Source organism: Nonomuraea gerenzanensis, from assembly GCF_020215645.1.
Lineage (GTDB): Bacteria > Actinomycetota > Actinomycetes > Streptosporangiales > Streptosporangiaceae > Nonomuraea > Nonomuraea gerenzanensis.
In genome coordinates this window covers 6,209,157-6,224,865 of sequence record NZ_CP084058.1, presented here as the reverse complement: position 1 = coordinate 6,224,865, position 15,709 = coordinate 6,209,157, and the positions used below count along the sequence as shown (strand labels likewise).

General features: G+C 72.2%; 13 protein-coding genes. 9 read left to right on the top strand and 4 right to left on the bottom strand.

The window, feature by feature from the left end; translation table 11 throughout:
* Positions 1–457 precede the first annotated feature (457 nt).
* From LCN96_RS29205 to LCN96_RS29195, 3 genes are read left to right on the top strand one after another with little or no spacing between them, the layout of a single operon-like run.
* On the top strand, positions 458–1,849 hold the full coding sequence (locus LCN96_RS29205; RefSeq protein ID WP_225265622.1) for an alpha/beta hydrolase: 1,392 nt from the start codon (positions 458–460) through the stop codon (positions 1,847–1,849).
* 10 nt (positions 1,850–1,859) lie between these two features.
* Complete coding sequence (locus tag LCN96_RS29200) at positions 1,860–2,987, top strand: sensor histidine kinase (RefSeq protein WP_225265621.1); 1,128 nt, start codon at positions 1,860–1,862, stop codon at positions 2,985–2,987.
* Positions 2,984–3,634: a response regulator gene (locus LCN96_RS29195; RefSeq protein WP_225265620.1), complete on the top strand. Its 651-nt coding sequence runs from the start codon at positions 2,984–2,986 to the stop codon at positions 3,632–3,634. The genes LCN96_RS29200 and LCN96_RS29195 overlap by 4 nt, the downstream gene beginning before the upstream one ends.
* Positions 3,635–3,779: 145 nt before the next feature.
* Here LCN96_RS29195 and LCN96_RS29190 read toward each other — a convergent pair whose 3' ends face one another.
* Together LCN96_RS29190 and LCN96_RS29185 are read right to left on the bottom strand one after the other, a co-directional pair.
* On the bottom strand, positions 3,780–3,971 hold the full coding sequence (locus LCN96_RS29190) for a hypothetical protein (RefSeq protein ID WP_225265619.1): 192 nt from the start codon (positions 3,969–3,971) through the stop codon (positions 3,780–3,782).
* A gap of 649 nt (positions 3,972–4,620) precedes the next feature.
* Positions 4,621–5,655: an ArsR/SmtB family transcription factor gene (locus LCN96_RS29185; RefSeq protein ID WP_225265618.1), complete on the bottom strand. Its 1,035-nt coding sequence runs from the start codon at positions 5,653–5,655 to the stop codon at positions 4,621–4,623.
* Between the two features lie 351 nt (positions 5,656–6,006).
* Between LCN96_RS29185 and LCN96_RS29180 the strand changes: the two genes are divergently transcribed.
* From LCN96_RS29180 to LCN96_RS29170, 3 genes are all read left to right on the top strand, one after another.
* A complete protein-coding gene (locus tag LCN96_RS29180) occupies positions 6,007–6,579 on the top strand; it encodes a serine hydrolase family protein (protein WP_225265617.1) in 573 nt (190 codons plus the stop codon).
* A gap of 138 nt (positions 6,580–6,717) precedes the next feature.
* Entirely contained in the window at positions 6,718–7,872 is a 1,155-nt protein-coding gene (locus tag LCN96_RS29175) for a serine hydrolase domain-containing protein (RefSeq protein WP_225265616.1), read from the top strand.
* 35 nt (positions 7,873–7,907) lie between these two features.
* Positions 7,908–8,690, top strand: coding sequence for a MerR family transcriptional regulator (locus LCN96_RS29170; protein ID WP_404823876.1), 783 nt, complete (start codon positions 7,908–7,910; stop codon positions 8,688–8,690).
* 101 nt (positions 8,691–8,791) lie between these two features.
* On the opposite strand, the gene LCN96_RS29165 is transcribed toward LCN96_RS29170, so the two are convergent.
* Complete coding sequence (locus LCN96_RS29165; RefSeq protein ID WP_225265614.1) at positions 8,792–9,355, bottom strand: CGNR zinc finger domain-containing protein; 564 nt, start codon at positions 9,353–9,355, stop codon at positions 8,792–8,794.
* A 64-nt stretch (positions 9,356–9,419) separates the two neighbouring features.
* Between LCN96_RS29165 and LCN96_RS29160 the strand changes: the two genes are divergently transcribed.
* Complete coding sequence (locus tag LCN96_RS29160; RefSeq protein WP_225265613.1) at positions 9,420–10,580, top strand: MFS transporter; 1,161 nt, start codon at positions 9,420–9,422, stop codon at positions 10,578–10,580.
* Positions 10,581–10,687: 107 nt separating this feature from the next.
* Here LCN96_RS29160 and LCN96_RS29155 read toward each other — a convergent pair whose 3' ends face one another.
* The gene (locus tag LCN96_RS29155; protein WP_225265612.1) at positions 10,688–12,094 is read right to left on the bottom strand and encodes a hypothetical protein; all 1,407 of its coding nucleotides are present in this window, start codon (positions 12,092–12,094) and stop codon (positions 10,688–10,690) included.
* A gap of 169 nt (positions 12,095–12,263) precedes the next feature.
* On the opposite strand from LCN96_RS29155, the gene LCN96_RS29150 reads away from it, so the two are divergent.
* Both LCN96_RS29150 and LCN96_RS56735 read left to right on the top strand, forming a co-directional pair.
* Positions 12,264–15,362 (top strand): BTAD domain-containing putative transcriptional regulator, encoded by a 3,099-nt coding sequence (locus tag LCN96_RS29150; protein ID WP_225265611.1) that lies wholly within the window; start codon positions 12,264–12,266, stop codon positions 15,360–15,362.
* A 194-nt stretch (positions 15,363–15,556) separates the two neighbouring features.
* Complete coding sequence (locus tag LCN96_RS56735) at positions 15,557–15,679, top strand: hypothetical protein (protein ID WP_263657333.1); 123 nt, start codon at positions 15,557–15,559, stop codon at positions 15,677–15,679.
* Positions 15,680–15,709: the final 30 nt, after the last annotated feature.

Below are 15,709 nucleotides of genomic sequence, written 5' to 3'. Positions count from 1 at the left end.
TCGCGGTCGTCCGGCCATCGGTGTCGGAGCTTTCCATGGGCGTACTCCTCAAGGTCGGATGCAGGGGCCAGGCCCCAGCCGCCATCGTCCAATCTCAACCGCACTTGAGGTCAACTGCCCAAGCAGTAACCGTCCCGCTGTCCGTCACAGGACACGGGGAGGTCCCCGCCCGTCAGCGGGGTCGACGCGGCGGCGGCCCCGGCTGCTCGACCGGCGGCGTGATCAGGTACGCGGAGTCGTCGTGCGAGCGGGCTCGGGCTGGGTGAGCCCGACGCCGGCCCGGCCGGTGTTGCCTTCGAGGTGGCGTCCCAGGGCTGGGAGAGGATGTGCGCGCGCTCCAGGTGCCGCTCGGCGGGCGGGAGCAACTTGCGCGGACGAGCCCGCAGCCCCCTCCTCACGCGAAAGATATGCAGAAAGAGGGACGCGGGGATGAGATGGCCACGGCGATCCTTCCACCATGAACGTCGTTGCCTCCCTCGTCATCGGCGCGGTCACCGCCCTCGCTCCGATCACGGCCCCGGTCACACCGCTGCCATGGCAGGACTGCGGAGACGGTCTGCAGTGCGCACAGATCCAGGTGCCGGCCGACTGGACTCGCCGGTCAGGGCAGCAAGTGACGATCGGCCTCGCCAAGCTGCCCGCCCAGGACCAAGCCGGCAAGAAGGGCGTGCTGCTGGTCAACACCGGCGGGCCCGGCGAGCAGATCACGCTGCTCCGCCAGGCGAAGGCGTCCTTCGCGGACCTGACCAGATGGTTCGACGTGGTGATCTTCGACCCTCGGGGGTTCGGCGAGTCCAGCGAGATCAACTGCCCTGTCCCCGCACCGTTCGCCACCGAATGGGTGTTCCCGAACCAGGGCGCGTACGACGCGTACGCCGCGAAGAACCGCGCCTTCGGGCAAGCCTGCGCCCGAGAGGCCGGGCCGCTGTCGGGCAGCCTCAACTCCTGGCAGATCGCGCACGACATGGAGGCGATCAGAAAGGCCCTGGGCCAGGCCAGGCTGACCTACCTGGGCAACTCGCACGGCACCGCGCTCGGGCAGGCCTACGCCGAGTTGTTCCCCCGCAAGGTCGGCCGGATGTATCTCGACAGCGTCTTCGACCACACCACCCCCGACCTGCGCACCTGGCTCCGGCCGCGCGCCAAGGCCCTGGAGGCCAACTTCCACCGCTTCGCCGCCTGGTGCGAGAGCACCGCCACCTGCGCGTTGCACGGCAAGGATCCGGTGGCCGTCTGGGACGAGGTGATGGCCAAGGCCCGCCGCGAGCCCATCCCCGCTCCCGAGGCCGGTCCCGGCGTGGGCATCAGCGACACCCAGATCGCCTCCCGCGCCTTCTTCAGCCACGAGGCCTCCTGGGGGCGCCTTGCCGCCGGGCTCGCGCGGGCGCAGGCCGGTGACGCCTCGTTCTTCACCAAGGTGGAAGGAGCACCGGACCCCGACCTGTCGCGCGTCATCATCTGCGCGGATCTGCCCTATCCCGGCTACAAGCAGATCAAGAAACTGGAGGGGGTCCTGCGTCGCGAGCTGCCGCACATCGGGTGGCGGGCCGTGTGGCCGATGGCCAACCACTGCGCCGGCCTCCCGCCGACCCGGACGTACGCGCCTCACCCCATCAAGGCGCCGGGCCTGCCGCCCGTGCTCATCGCGGGCGGCGAGCACGACGACAACACCCCGGTCGCGGACGGCCGCCGGCTGGCCGCCCAGCTTCCCGGGTCCCGCCTGCTGACGGCCATCGGCGGGCATGCGCTCTACCTCTCCGGCCACCCGTGCGTACGCGAGCACGCGCACCGCTACCTGACCACGGGGCAACTACCGCCGCGCGGCATTTCCTGCGGCCCGGCGAAGTAGCGTTGCCGCTGTGTACGCCAGAGAGGGTCTCCTCGTGCTCGTGGCCGCGGCCGCGCTCACCGCATTCACCGTGTTCGACGGCGAGCCGCCGTGGTCCGCGCTCCCTCTGGTGGCGGGCGCCGGCCTCGCCGCGGCGCTGCCCCTGACGCTGCGTGCCCGCCTCCCGCTGACAGGAGCGCTGCTGTCAGCGGCGATCGCCCTGTTCGGGCTGATGATCCCGGGCTGGCAGGGCCGGCTGGTCACCATGGTCATGTTCGGCGTGGCGGCCTTCCGACTGCCGCGCCGCGCCTGGCTGGTGATGGGCCTGTCGATCGGCTGGACCACTGGTTACGGCCTGCTCATCCCGCAGGGCCAGGCGGGGCTCTCCGTGGTCACCGACCTGGTCATCATGGGGGTGGCTCCGGTCGCGGTCGGCCTGGCCCTGCGGCTGCACGGCGAGCGGGCCGCGCAGGAGGCACGACTCGACCACGCCGAGGCCAGCCGAGCCATGGCCGAAGCCGGCCGCGCCATGGCGGAGGCCAACCGCGCCATGGCCGAAGAACGCGCCGCCCTCGCCCGCGACGTCCACGACAGCGTCGGTCACCACCTCACCGCCATCCGCATGCAGGCCACCGCCACCCGCCGGGCGCTGCGCGGCCAGGCGCAGACCGCCGACAGGGCACTGGGCACCATCGCCGAGCTGTCGGCGACCGCGTTGACCGAGGTACGCACCCTTCTCGACGCACTACGTGAGACTCCCACCGGACCGGACCTGGAAGATCTCGAGAGTCTGGCCGAGCGGATCTCCACCCCACGGCTGCCCATCTCGCTCCACCGCGCCGGCTCCGGCGTCACGCCGCCACCCGCTGTCGGCCACACGGTCTACCGCGTCGTACAAGAAGCACTCACCAACGCCGCCCGCCATTCCGGAGCCAGCCACGTCGACGTGCACCTGCTGTGCGACCCGGCCGCCGTGACGGTCACGATCACCGACGACGGCCACGGCCGTACCGGAGCGGAGGGCCGGGGCATCAGAGGCATGCGCGAACGCGTGGACCGGCATGGCGGCACCTTCACGGCAGGCCCGCAGCAGCATCATGGCTGGCGGGTGGAGGCCGTCGTGCCGATCGGCCCCGCCGGGGAGAGGAAGGCGGCGTGACGATCCGGGTGGTGATCGCCGACGATCAACCGGCCATACGCGACGCCTTGCGCGTGACGCTGGACGGCGAGCCCGACATCGCGGTGGTCGGTGAGGCGGCCGACGGGGCCGAGGCCGTCCACCAGGCGCTGTGGCGACGTCCCGACGTGGTGGTGCTGGACCTGCGCATGCCGTACGTCGACGGGATCTCCGCGATCCGGCAACTGGCCGCCGTGGAGGCTCCGCCGAGGATGCTCGCGCTGACGACGTTCGACACCGACGAATACCTCTTCGGGGCGCTGCAGTCGGGGGCTTCGGGTTTCCTGCTCAAGGACAGCGACCCTGAGCTGCTCCTGGAGGCGGTGCGAGCGCTGCATCGCGGGCACGGGCTGGTGGACCCTCAGGTCACCACCCGGCTGATCCACCGCTTCGCGAGCCTGTCACCCGCGTCCCCCGCCGACGCGCAACAGCGGCTCACCACTCGCGAGCTTGAGGTGCTGCGGCAGCTGGCCCGCGGGCTGAGCAACGCGCAGATCGCCCGAGCCCTGACCATCGAGGAAGGCACGGTGAAGAACCATGTCGCGAGTCTTCTGCGCAAGCTGGGGCTGTCCACGCGGGTGCGTGCCGTGATCTACGCCTACGAGCACGGCCTGGCCCCGCACCCCTGACCCCGCCCTCAGCACCGAGCACCGTCCCCGGGCCGTCCGGCGCCCCAGTGCGCTCAGCGCTCCGTCGACGCCCACCGTCGGCCGTCCCGCAGGCTGAGTGGCACGGCGTCTGGCGGAATTCTGGTGCCGGTGGCTTTTGTCCCGGTTAATCGGCGGACCGCAGCAGCATGGCCTCCACCTCGGGGCCGGCGTCGGCCGTGCAGACGTAGGTGGAGCTGCCGTCCGCCGGGTCGACGTAGTAGAGGGTCGCGCGTTCGCCGCATTTCGAGCACCGGGTGGCAGGCCCGCCGCCGAGCTCGGCCAGGCCGACCTTGATCTCCGGGATGAGAAAAGCCATGCGGGAAGCGTAGATCAGCATGGCCGGGACTTCTGTGATGACGGTGTTCTTGCCGCATTCTTGTCCGCTAAATGGATCGATGTGGAGGCAAGGGCTCAATGTTCGACAAAACATCAAGAGTAAGGATCTGGAACGCGGCCGGAGCGCTCACGGGCTCGAACTCCATTCGGCCGCCTGAACCTCGCTGATAAATCCTGAGATATGCGGCTTCGTGCGGGCCGGGATTTTCGATCGCATTGCAGCTCGGCATCCGCTCGATCGTTCACGGTCGCGCACACAACGCAAGCGCGGCGTCACGTGTCGGGTTCATGGCCCGCGATCATGGCATGAGGTCATCCCGGCTGCTGTGCCGTGCTGTCGGGAGACGCCGGTGACGCGCGCTTGGTGGCGCGTCTGGTGGTGCGCCCGGTGGGTGCGCCCGGTGGCACGTCTGTCTGGTGGCACGGTGGCCACCAGGGCCATCGACGCTACCGTCCGGTTGGGGGATCTCGCGACGCTGGCCGACGCGGTTCAGCCCAGCCATGTCCAGGTCCCCACCCCAATCCCCAACGTGGGGGAAGCCGACCATGGCGAAGGTGAACACAAGGCGACCGTGCACACCGGGCCGCCCATGCGACTCGATCAATTCGGCCCCTCCACCCCTGCCACGTCATCGACCCTGCCGACGCGGGCCGCTGGCGGGCTTGGACCAGGTGGCGCCCCGGTCATGGCCACCGCGGTGGAGGAGCGACCAGCCCAGGGAGGTGAGGCTGTGCGTCACCGTGGTGGCCGATCGGCGGCTGCGGATCAGGCCGGCGTCGCGCAGCACCCCGGTGTGGTGGCTGATCGTCGCCGGGGTGACCCCCAGCCGGCGGGCCAGGTCGCTCGTCGTCGAGCCGGCCCCCACGGCCCGAAGGACGGCCGCCCGGGTGTCTCCGAGCAGGCGTCCCGTCGCTGCGGCGTTCCCCGGAGGCACCCGCGCGTCCGGTCGCCGGACGGGGAAGACCAGGACCTGGGGCAGGGCGCCGTTGAAGATCGTGACGGGATGCAGGCGGCAGAAGTAGGAGGGGATCAGCAGCAGGCCGCGTCCCTTCAGGTGGACGTCGCGGTCGGACGGATGTCCGGCGATCTCCAGGACCGGGAACCGCCAGGACGCCATCGGCCGCAGACCGTCGAGCAGCGCGTGGACGCCGCCATGGGTGTGACTCTGGCGGCGTTCGACGAGGTCGCCGTCGACGGACGCGCGCACCAGGTCCCAATGAGGTTCGACACCGCCCCGGTAGTAGGCGGTCAGGGTCTCGCCGAGTTCGGCCAGGGCGCGCGGCCTGCCCGCGCTCAGATCGTCCAGCCACGACGCCGCGCCGGGAGCGCCCTCGAGCGGCGCCATCTCGGCGCGCAGCCGCGTTCTGGGCGTACTCAGGACGGCCTCCAGCGCCTCCTCCAGGCCCAGCCCGCCCTCGACCGGGGTCAGCAGATCGGGGAAATAGGTGGCGTGCGGGGCGATGGTGAACAGGCGGTCGCGGACCCGGCCGGCCAGGCCGATGCGGTACAGCGCGTGGGCGGTGCTGCGTCTCCAATCGCGCAGCGCGCTTTTGCCATAACCCGCCTGCAGGGCCTGGAGGCTGTTGACTATTTCCCACATGACGTCCGGCCCATGGGCCAGATGAGTGCGTGCCAGATCGGCGCTGGTGAAGTGAATTCGCACCGGACCCCCGCAATGGTGCGGCCGTTGCCATGGTGAGCGCGTCCGATAGGAAGATAATTGACGTTCTCTCGCAGGCCCAGAGGGTTCGGTGCCGTGCCCACGTGAAGCAGGCCAAGATGGATGGGGGCGGGCATCTCGGCAGGCCGCGCGAGAGCTGTTCCTGGCCGGTGGCTTCTCCGGGGTGAGCGGATCGCGGAAGCACGTGGCTGAGGGCCTGCTGGAGGTTCGGCCGGCATCGGGCGACGCTCCTGAGGCTGGCACGGACACACGGATCGAGCAGTGGGCGGCCGAAGGCGTGGCCGCGTCGCTCGCCACCCGTCCGCCACCTCGCGTGGCGCGGGAGGGATCGACATGACCGTGAGCGTCGAAGGCACCGTGGCCGTCGGATACGAGCCCGTCCGGGCAGCGTTAGAAGCCTCCGGGGCAACGGAGCACGGATCGGCGGACTGTTGCGTCTACGCTGCCGGCGAATGCGTGGTGGACCTGCGCGCGGGGCGCCGGCCCGAGGACGCCTTCGCCCTGCCCCGCGATCCCGCCCTGCGTGGCGTGCCGATCATCGCCTCGAACGGCTACACCAACGCCCGCGGCCTCGCCCGCCTCCACGCCTGGCTGCCGACCGCGCTCTCCGCGGACACACTGCGGGACCTCACCGTCGCGCGGATCGCAGGGCCGGACGTCGTGCTCAGTGCCCCGGCCATGGCGATCGAGCAGCACTTCAGCCGGGGCTTCGAGGTGCTCCAAGCCGGTTCCAGTAGCGCGGCGTCCGGCCATCACGGCCTCGGCTGCGCCATGGCCTTCGCCGATCCCGCCCACAGGCTCGCGTTCGGCTACACCACCTCGGCCGCCCACCTCGGCCCGCCCGGCGGCGATGCCCGCGTCCGGAAGCTGACCCGCGCGATCTCCGCCTGCGTGCCTCGAAGCTGAGTGATCTGCCCAGCCGCACCGGAGCTCCGGTGCGGCTGTGAGCCAGATCACGGTTGAGGTTGACCTTGGGTCAGGGTGAATGCTCGCCGCAGCGGCGCGAAGCCGACCAGGACCGACAACATCGAAGGGCGAGCCACCATGACGACCACCTCTTCCCATCAGGACACGAGCGCCGGGCAGGACCGCCCCGAGCTGCGGAAGGCGATCGAGGAGATCGTCGCGTCCGGCTTCCTCGGGGTGTCCCTGCGCGTGCACGACGAGCGCGGTGAGTGGACCGGCAGCGCCGGCACGGCCGAGCTGGGCGGCACCGCCGAGCCGCCGATCGACGGGCACGCCCGGATCGGCAGCAACACCAAGACCTTCACCGCGGCCCTGATGCTGTTGCTGGTGGCCGAGGGCAAGATCGAGCTGGACACCCCGGTGGCCGGCCACCTGCCCGGGTTCGGGCTGGACCGGCGGATCACGGTGCGGAGGTTGCTGCAGCACACCAGCGGCCTGTTCAACTTCACCGGCGAGGTCTACGACGACGGGTCGATCGTGCACGGGGTCCCCGTGCCCTACGGCACCACGGGCAAGGAATGGGTGGACAACCGGTTCCGCACCTACCGGCCGCAGGAGCTGGTGGAGCTGGCGTTGTCCAAGCAGGCCCGGTTCGAGCCGGGCGCGGGCTGGAGCTACTCCAACACCAACTACGTGCTGGCCAGGCTGCTGATCGAGAAGATCACCGGCCGCTCGCTCGCCGAGGAGATGCGGCGGCTGATCCTGGACCCGCTCGGCCTGTCGGGCACCGTGGTGCCGGACGCCTCGCCGGAGCTCCCCGAGCCGCACGCCCACCTCTACTACCGCTACGACGACGCCGGTCAGGAGCGGACGATCGACGTCACCCGCTACAACCCCACCTGGGTCTCCACCGGCGGCGACATGATCTCCACCACCCGGGACCTGCACACGTTCATCTCCGCGCTGATGGGCGGCAGGCTCCTGCCGGCCCCCCTGCTGGAGGAGATGTGCACCCCGGTCGCCACGGGCCTGCCCGGCATGGAGTACGGGCTGGGGGTGTTCGTCCAGGAGACGGACGGCGGCGGCACCGTCATCACCCACAACGGCGGCAACGTCGGCTCCATGACGCTGATGTACAGCACACCCGACGGCGGCAGGACCATGACCGCCGTACTGAACTGCGTGGACGACGCCGGCCTGTCCATCGCGGCGGCGTTCCGCCCCGCCCAGCAACGGCTCGTCAACGAGGTGTTCCGCGGCGATCAGACCGATCCCGCTCAGCCGGCGCACTGAACCAGCGAGCCTGAACACCAGGCAGGATGGTGCCGGTGAACGGAGTCACGATCGGGCAGGCGGCGGCATTCGTCGGCGTCACAGTGAAGACGGTGCGCCACTACCACAAGCTCGGCCTGGTGAAGGAGCCGGAACGCGACAGCTCCGGCTACCGCAGGTACGGCTCGGCCGAGCTGCTGCGGCTGGTGCAGGTGCGGACGCTGGCCGCCGCCGGGGTGCCGCTGGCCGAGGTCGGGCCCCTGCTCGACGCGGACGCCACGCTGTTCGCCACCGCGCTCACCGACGTCGAGCGGCAGCTCACCGAACGGATCGAGGAGCTGATCGCGCGCCGTGACACGCTGCGCCGGCTCGCCGACGGCGACCGGGCGCTGCTGCCCGACCGCGCCGTGGCGCTGCTGGAGCGGCTGTCCGGCCTCGGCCTCCCCGCGCACGAGGTCGCGGCCACCAGGGAGGGCTGGGTGCTGGCCAGAGCCCTGGTCCCGGAGGGCTTCGACGACTTCCTCGGCCATGTCGAGCACGCCTTCGACGACCCCGACTTCGTCGCGTTGAGCAAGCGCGCGGTCGAAGCCACGGCGTGGGAGCCGGACGACCCGCGCCTGCCCGAGCTGGCCACCGCCATGGCCGACCATTTCCTCGCCAACCCGGCCCACCTGAAGATCGTGACCGGTCTGCAAGCCCGCACCGACACCGCGGCCCGGTACCACCTGATCGCCCACCACGGCGAGGAGCAGGGCTCGGCCACGGCCCGGGGAGTCGCCCTGGTCGAGGCCAAGCTTCGCGCCGCGGGCGTCCGCATCCCCAGGCCGGACACCCACTGACCAGGCCGGACACCCACTGACCAGGCCGGACGCCCACTGGCCAGCCCGGACGCCCACTGGCAGCCCGGACACCCACTGGCCAGCCCGGGCTCCTGGCGTGGTCAGGTGTGACGGCGGCTGCGGTAGGCGGCGGTCTTGGCGCGCGCCGTGCAGGCCGCGCCGCAGTAGCGGCGTGAGGCGTTGCGGGTCAGGTCGATGTAGACGGCCTCACACTGGTGCGCCTCGCACTGCCCGAAGCGGTCGGGGCCGTAGCCGTCGACGATGAGGGCCAGCGCGGTGGCGAACTCGCCGCCCAGCGCTTCCACCTCGGTGCCGCCCGAGCCGTGGAAGTGCAGGTGGAACGGCTGGCCCACGTCGTCGACCAGGTAGGGCTGCGCGCCGTACCTGCTGATCATGGCGTTGATGCGCCCGGCCTGGTCGGCGGGGTGCTCGGCCAGCAGCGCCTGCCGAAGCTCGGTCGCCAGGCCGGCCAGGCGCCGGCCCGCATCGGGGACGGCGCGCAGGGCGGCGCCGGCGCGGTCGCTGAGCTGGGCGGCGAACGCCGCCGCCAAATCCTCGCCGGTCAACGGCCGCACCGAGGCACCGCCCCGCTGGCGAGCCGTGGCCAGATTGACCAGCTCGGCGATCAACGGCGCCTGCCGGGTGACGTTACAGGCTATCTCCACTTGACTGGTAACACCCCTTCGGCATGTCATAGGCGTAATCCAGTTAGATAGTAACGGAGCCGCCATGTTCGCGCCCTATCGCCGCCTGCTCACCCATCCAGGCGTCCCCCGCCTGCTCGCCGCCGCCCTGCTCGTCAAGCTCGGCACACCCGTGCTCAGCCTCGCCCTGCTGCTGGCCGCCGTCGACCGGCTCGGCTCCTACGCCACCGCCGGGCTCGTGCTCACCGGCCACGCGCTGGCCCTGGCCCTGTGCGCGCCGCTCGGCGGACGTCTCGCCGACCGGTACGGCCCGCGCCCGGCCCTGACCGGCTACCTGGCCGCCCACACCCTCGCCTACGCCCTGCTCCTGCTCGCCCCGCCCACTCTCATGATCGGCGCCGCGGTGCTCCTCGGCGCCACCACCCCGCCCGCCGGCTCCGTCGTCAGAAGCGCCTGGCCGCGCCTCGTCCCCGCCGCCGCCCTGCCCGCCGCCTACGCCGTCGACAACGCCGTCAACGAGCTGATGTTCATCGCCGGCCCGCTGCTCGTGCCGGTCCTGGTCTGGGTCGTCCCCGCCCAGGGCGTGGTGACTGTCGCGGGCGCCACGGTCCTGGCCGGCACCGCCCTGTTACTGACCTGCCCGCCGGTACGGCAGGCCCGGCCGGCCCCGCCCGGCCGGCTACGCCTGGCAGGGCCCCTCACCCACCGCCACACCCTCCTCCTGCTGACCGTCGCCGCCTGCGGCACGTTCACCTTCGGCTGCCTGCGCATCGCCACCGTCGCCTCGGCCACCACCTCCGGCTCGGCCGCCTCCGCCGGTCTGCTGATGGGACTGCTGTCGGCCGGAGCCCTCCTGGGCACCCTCGGCTACGGCGCGCGCGCCTGGCCCCTCAGCGGCGGACGCCTGCTCGTCCTGCTCTCCCTCGCCGAAGCGGCCGTCCTGCTCGGCGCGGCCTGGGCACCCGGCTTCGTGCCGCTCGCCATCCTGATCACCCTGGCCGGCCTGGTGACCGGCCCCCGTGACGCCGCCGTGCCCGCCCTGCTCGCCGACCACGCTCCCGCCCGCTACCGCACCGAGGTCTTCGCCTGGCTCAACACCTTCATGTGGGCCGGCTACGGCCTGGGCACCGCCGTCGCCGGCCACCTCACCGGCCCCCAGGACACCGGCGCCACCGCCCTCGCCGCCGCAGCGGCGGCGGCCGGTGCGGGCGCGATCCTGGCGCTCGTCGCCGGCCGGCCCTCGTAGCCCATGGTGGCGCCGCTGTGGCCGACGGCGCGCACGCCGTTGCGCGTCCAGTCCATGACCGGCTGCCGCAGGCGCTGGAGCAGCTGTTCGGCTGAGCCGGCGGGGGATCACCCGGCGGCGTACAGCTTGGCGATGCGCGCGCCGAGGTCGGCGCCGTAGTTCTCGTGGTAGACCTGGGCGGAGCAGTAGACCGCGCCGCCCTGACGGGCCAGGGCAGGCGTCCAGACGGCGGCGTTCTCCACGCCGGGGTCGCTCATCGCCAGGCCGGACAGCGCGATGTCGTCCACGCTGACGTCGATGAAGTAGTCGCTCACGGCCTTACGCTCGTACAGGCGCCACTGCAGCGTCGCGCTGGTCGCCCCGCTCAGCTTGGTCGTGAGGTCGACCGTCGCCTTCACCCAGGTGTCGGCCGCGTCGGCGGTGACGTCCCGCTCCCAGATCACCTTGCCGTTGAGCAGGAGCTGCTTGACGTGGTGGCCGGCCGGGTGCTGCGGCCCGCGGGCGTCGCGGTGCCAGAAGCTCACCACTCGCTTGGCCGCCCCCGAGGTCAGGGTGACGTGCCGCGTCGCGCCGCACGACATGCCCGCCTTGGTGGCCGTCTGCTTCTGCACGACGAAGCTCAGCCGCCCGTCGCCCGTGCGGGCCAGGTTGTCGGTGGCGGGCCGCGTCCAGGCCTGGTCGCGGGCGACGAACGGGAGCTTGTACTGCAGGACCCCGGCGAGCTGGCCGCTGCGGACGTGCTCGACGCCCTTCCTGGTGACCGCCTCGACGTAGGACACCGTCGGCTTCTGGGCGGCGTGGCTCAGCGGGTGCGCGTAGGGCATCAGGTAGACCTCGGTGCCGGGCAGCCGCTTGGCGAGCTGCTGCACCTGGTACGACAGGCTCCACGACCAGGAGGTGTCGCGGTACGGCTCGTCACGGAAGGGGAAGATCACGCCGTCCATCAGCGGGATCTGCTCGGCGACGAACGCGTCGGTGAACTGCGCGTAGTAGACGGTCGGCACGAACTTGAGCGTGGGGCTGATCGCCTTGGCCGCCGACCGCAGTTGCCCGACGTAGGCCGGGGTGAACGTCCTGAGGTCGTAGGCGTAGTCGTCCACCGTCCAGCCGACCAGGTTGGGGTGCTCCTCGGCGAGGGTGGCGATCTCGCGGGACCAGGCCACGTAGTCGTGCTTGAACGGCCGGGACACGCAGCAGCTCTGCTGGCTCGGCGAGTACACCAGCACCCACACGTCGATCCCGGCGGCTGCCGCCGCGGGCAGGAACTCCTCCCGCAGGTCGGTCCAGTGCACGTTGTCGCCGGCCATCGGGTAGACGTAGGTGTTCGCGTTGAGCGCCTTCAGGCCCGCGATGATCGCCTTGGTGTCCACGTGCCTGATCCCGTCGGCGCGCGGCTGCTCCTCGCGCATGAGGTTGCCCGCGGTGCCCAGCACGCCCGGATCCTGGGCGTGGGACATGCCGGGGATCAACGACAGCAGCACGGCGAGGACGGTCACGAGCGCGAGACGGGTCACTGAAGTTCCTTCAGGCATGATCAAGTACGGGGCCCGTCAGCGTAGCGAGCTGCGGTATGCCGCCGGTATGCCCTCGTCCACCCGCAACGCCTCGCTCATCGTCACGACCTGCGCCGTCCCTGAGGTGCTGCCGGCGCGATGATCGCCGTTCGTGGGTTAGCGTGGCGTTGTGCGGTTCGGGATCTTAGGGGCGCTGGAGCTGCGCGCGGCTGACGGCACCGTGGTCAAGGTGCGTGAGCCGAAGGTCCGGATGCTGCTCGTCGCGCTGCTGCTCAGCGAGGGGCGGCCGGTGCCGACCGACAGCCTGGTCGAGGTCCTGTGGGGAGACGACCTGCCCGCCCATCCGCTGGCGGCCCTGCACACGAAGGTCTCCCGGTTGCGCCGCACGCTGGAGGACGCCGAGCCGCGGAGCGGCCGGCTGGTGGAGACTCGCGCGCCGGGCTACGCGTTGCGCGCCGATCCGGACGCGGTGGACATGGGCCGGTTCGCCGCCCTGGTCGCGCGGGCCATGACGATGACGGACGCGGTGGCGCGATCCGCCGTGCTGGCCGAGGCGTTGGCGCTGTGGCGCGGGCCGGCGTTCGCGGAGTGCCGTGACGTCGCGTTGGTCCGGCTGCCGATCCAGCGGCTGGAGGAGCTGCGGCTGACCGCGCTGGAAGCCTACGCGGACGCGCGGCTCGACGCCGGCGAGCAGGCCGGCGACCTCGCCCTCCTGGCGGGCGAGCTCGGGGACCTGGCGGCCCGGCACCCGCTGCGCGAACGCCTCCGGGCGCTGCACCTGCGCGCGCTCGCCCGGGCGGGCAGGCAGCATGAGGCGCTGGAGGTCTACCACGACGTACGCCGCCGGCTGGCCGACGAGCTCGGCGTGGACCCCGGGCCTGAGCTGGCGGCCGCCTACCAGGAGATCCTGCGGCCGAAACCGGCGCCGGCCGTGCCGAGACCGCGGGCCGGTGTGCCCGTCCCGCTCACCGGGCTGGTCGGGCGGGCCGGCGCGCTGGCCGAGGTGGTGTCGCGGCTGCGGTCCGCCCGGCTGGTCACGCTCACGGGGCCGGGCGGTGTCGGCAAGACCCGCCTGGCACTGGAGGTGGTGAAGCGGCTGGCAGGCACGTTCCCCGACGGCGTCTGCCTGGTCGAGCTCGCCTCGCGCTCCGCAGACGTGGCCGAGGCAGCGCTGGCCGCGCTCGGCGTCCGGGACGATGCCAAGGCCGGCCCGATCAGCGCCCCGCGACGGCTCGCCGACACGCTGCGCCGACGCCGGCTGCTGCTGGTCCTGGACAACTGCGAGCACGTGATCGAGCCGGTGGCCGAGCTGGTGGAGCTGCTGCTCAAGAACGATCCCGAGCTGCGGATCCTGACGACCAGCCGGCGGTCGCTGGGGCTCGCGGGGGAGGTGCTGTGGCAGGTGCCGCCGCTGGACGAGGGCAGCGCCATGGAGCTCTTCGCCGAGCGGGCGGCCGCGGCGGTCCCCGGGTTCACCCTCGACGCCGGCGTCTCCGGGACGGTCGCGGAGGTGTGCCGCCGGCTCGACGGGCTGCCGCTGGCCCTCGAACTGGCCGCCACGCGGCTCCGTACGCTGGACCTCCAGGAGCTGGCCCGACGGCTCGACGACCGTTTCCAGCTGCTGAGCACCGGTCACCGGGGCGCCCCGCCCCAGCAACGCACACTCCGGGTGATGATCGACTGGAGCTGGGCGCAGCTCACCGGCCCCGAACGCGCCGTGCTACGACGGCTCGCCGTGCATGCTGACGGCTGCACGATCGAGGCCGCCGAGGCGGTCTGCGCGGGAGCCGGCGTCGATGCCGGGCAGGTGCTGGAGGCGCTCGCCGGCCTGGTGGACGCCTCGCTGGTGATGACCGCGCCGAGGTACCGGCTGCTCGAATCCGTGGCCGCGTACGGCCTCGAACGGCTGGCCGAGGCGGGGGAGACGGCGGCTGCCCGGCACAGGCACCTGTGCCACTACACCGCGTTCGCCGAACGGGCCGAGCCGTACCTGCGTGGCCATGACCAGCGGATCTGGCTCGAACGCCTGGACGCCGAGGCCGCCAACCTGCGGGCGGCGCTGGACTTCGCGATCGAGGCCGGCGCCGCCGAGCACGCACTCCGGCTGGTCAGCGCCCAGGCGTGGTACTGGTTCCTGCGCGGCCGGTACACCGAGGCCAGGTTGTCGCTGGGCAAGGCGCTGGCCATCGCGGGCGAAGGACCGGCTGCCGTCCGGGCCAGGGCGGTGGTCTGGCACGCCAGCTTCGCGTCGCTGACCGGCGCCGGCGTCCGCGTGCCACCCGTGCCCCGCACTGACGACCCGGCGGTACGAGCGCTGGCTGCCTGGTTGCGCGGGTTCGTGCAGTACTCGCCCGGCGGTGACCTGGCGGACAGCGCGGATGCCATGCGGCAGGCGCTGGAGGCGTTCCGCTCTCTCGGCGACCGCTGGGGGATCGCCGCGACGCTGGCGATCCAGGCCGGCCAGGCGATGCTGCGCGGAGATCTGGCCGAAGCGGGCGGCGTCGGCGGCGAGAGCCTGACGCTCTTCCGCGAGCTGGGCGACCGATGGGGACAGCTGCAGACCGTCCAGCCCCTCGCGTCCCTGGCCGAGGTCAAGGGTGACTACGAACGCGCCGAGCGGCTGCACGCCGACGGCCTACGCATGGCACAGGAGCTGGGCCTGTGGCCCGGCGTCGCGGACCGGCTGATCGGCCTGGGCCACATCGCCCTGCTCACCGGGGACCACGGCCGCTCCAGGGAGCTCCACGAACGCGCCCGCCGTCTGGCCGGCGAGCAAGGCTACGTCCACGGAGAGTTGCACGCCGAGCTCGGGCTGGCGCTGGCGGCACGCCGGCAGGGCGACTTCGAGCTGGCCGAGCGGCTGCTGCGGAGCGTGCAGGATCGGTACGCCAAGCTGTCGTCCGCGTCCGGTTCCGCGCTGATCTCGGCCGAGCTCGGCTTCACGGCCGAGCAACGCGGCCACGCGGCGTCCGCCCTGGCTCTGCACCGGGACAGCCTGTCCATCGCACGCCGCAACGGCGACCTGCGCGCGGTCGCGCTGGCGATCGAGGGGCTGGCGGGAGCGGTCGCCCTCGACGGACGGCCCGGGCAGGCGGCTGCCCTGCTCGGCGCGGCGGAAGCGTGCCGGGACTCCGTGGGCGCTCCGCTGCCCCCCGCCGAACGCGGCGACGTCGATCGCATCACGGCCAAGGTCCGGGCCGCCATCGGCGAGCAGACCTTCGCCGCCGAGTTCGCCCGAGGTCTCACACTCGACCCCGCCGAGATCTGATCTCGCCGCCGTCCCTGAGGGCGGTGCTCCTGCCGCTTCCGTGACGGCCCGCCCAGGGCGTTGCCGCGCGTACGCCGAGTGCCGGGCCACCTGCCGGGCTGCGACGGCATGCCGCGACAGCCGGACGACAGGGACACGACAGTTGCCCGTGCGACCGTCGACGACGTCTCTGATCAACGAAGGGATGGTCACGCATGAAGCGAAGGATGATGTTCGTCGGGTTCGCCCTGCTGATGAGCGTCGGCGCGCTGAACGCGACACCGGCTCTGGCCGACACCCCGTGGGCCACACCGGCGAGTTTCCACTGCCCTCAGTAGCTTTCCACTGCCCCCAGTAGCGAGGATGAC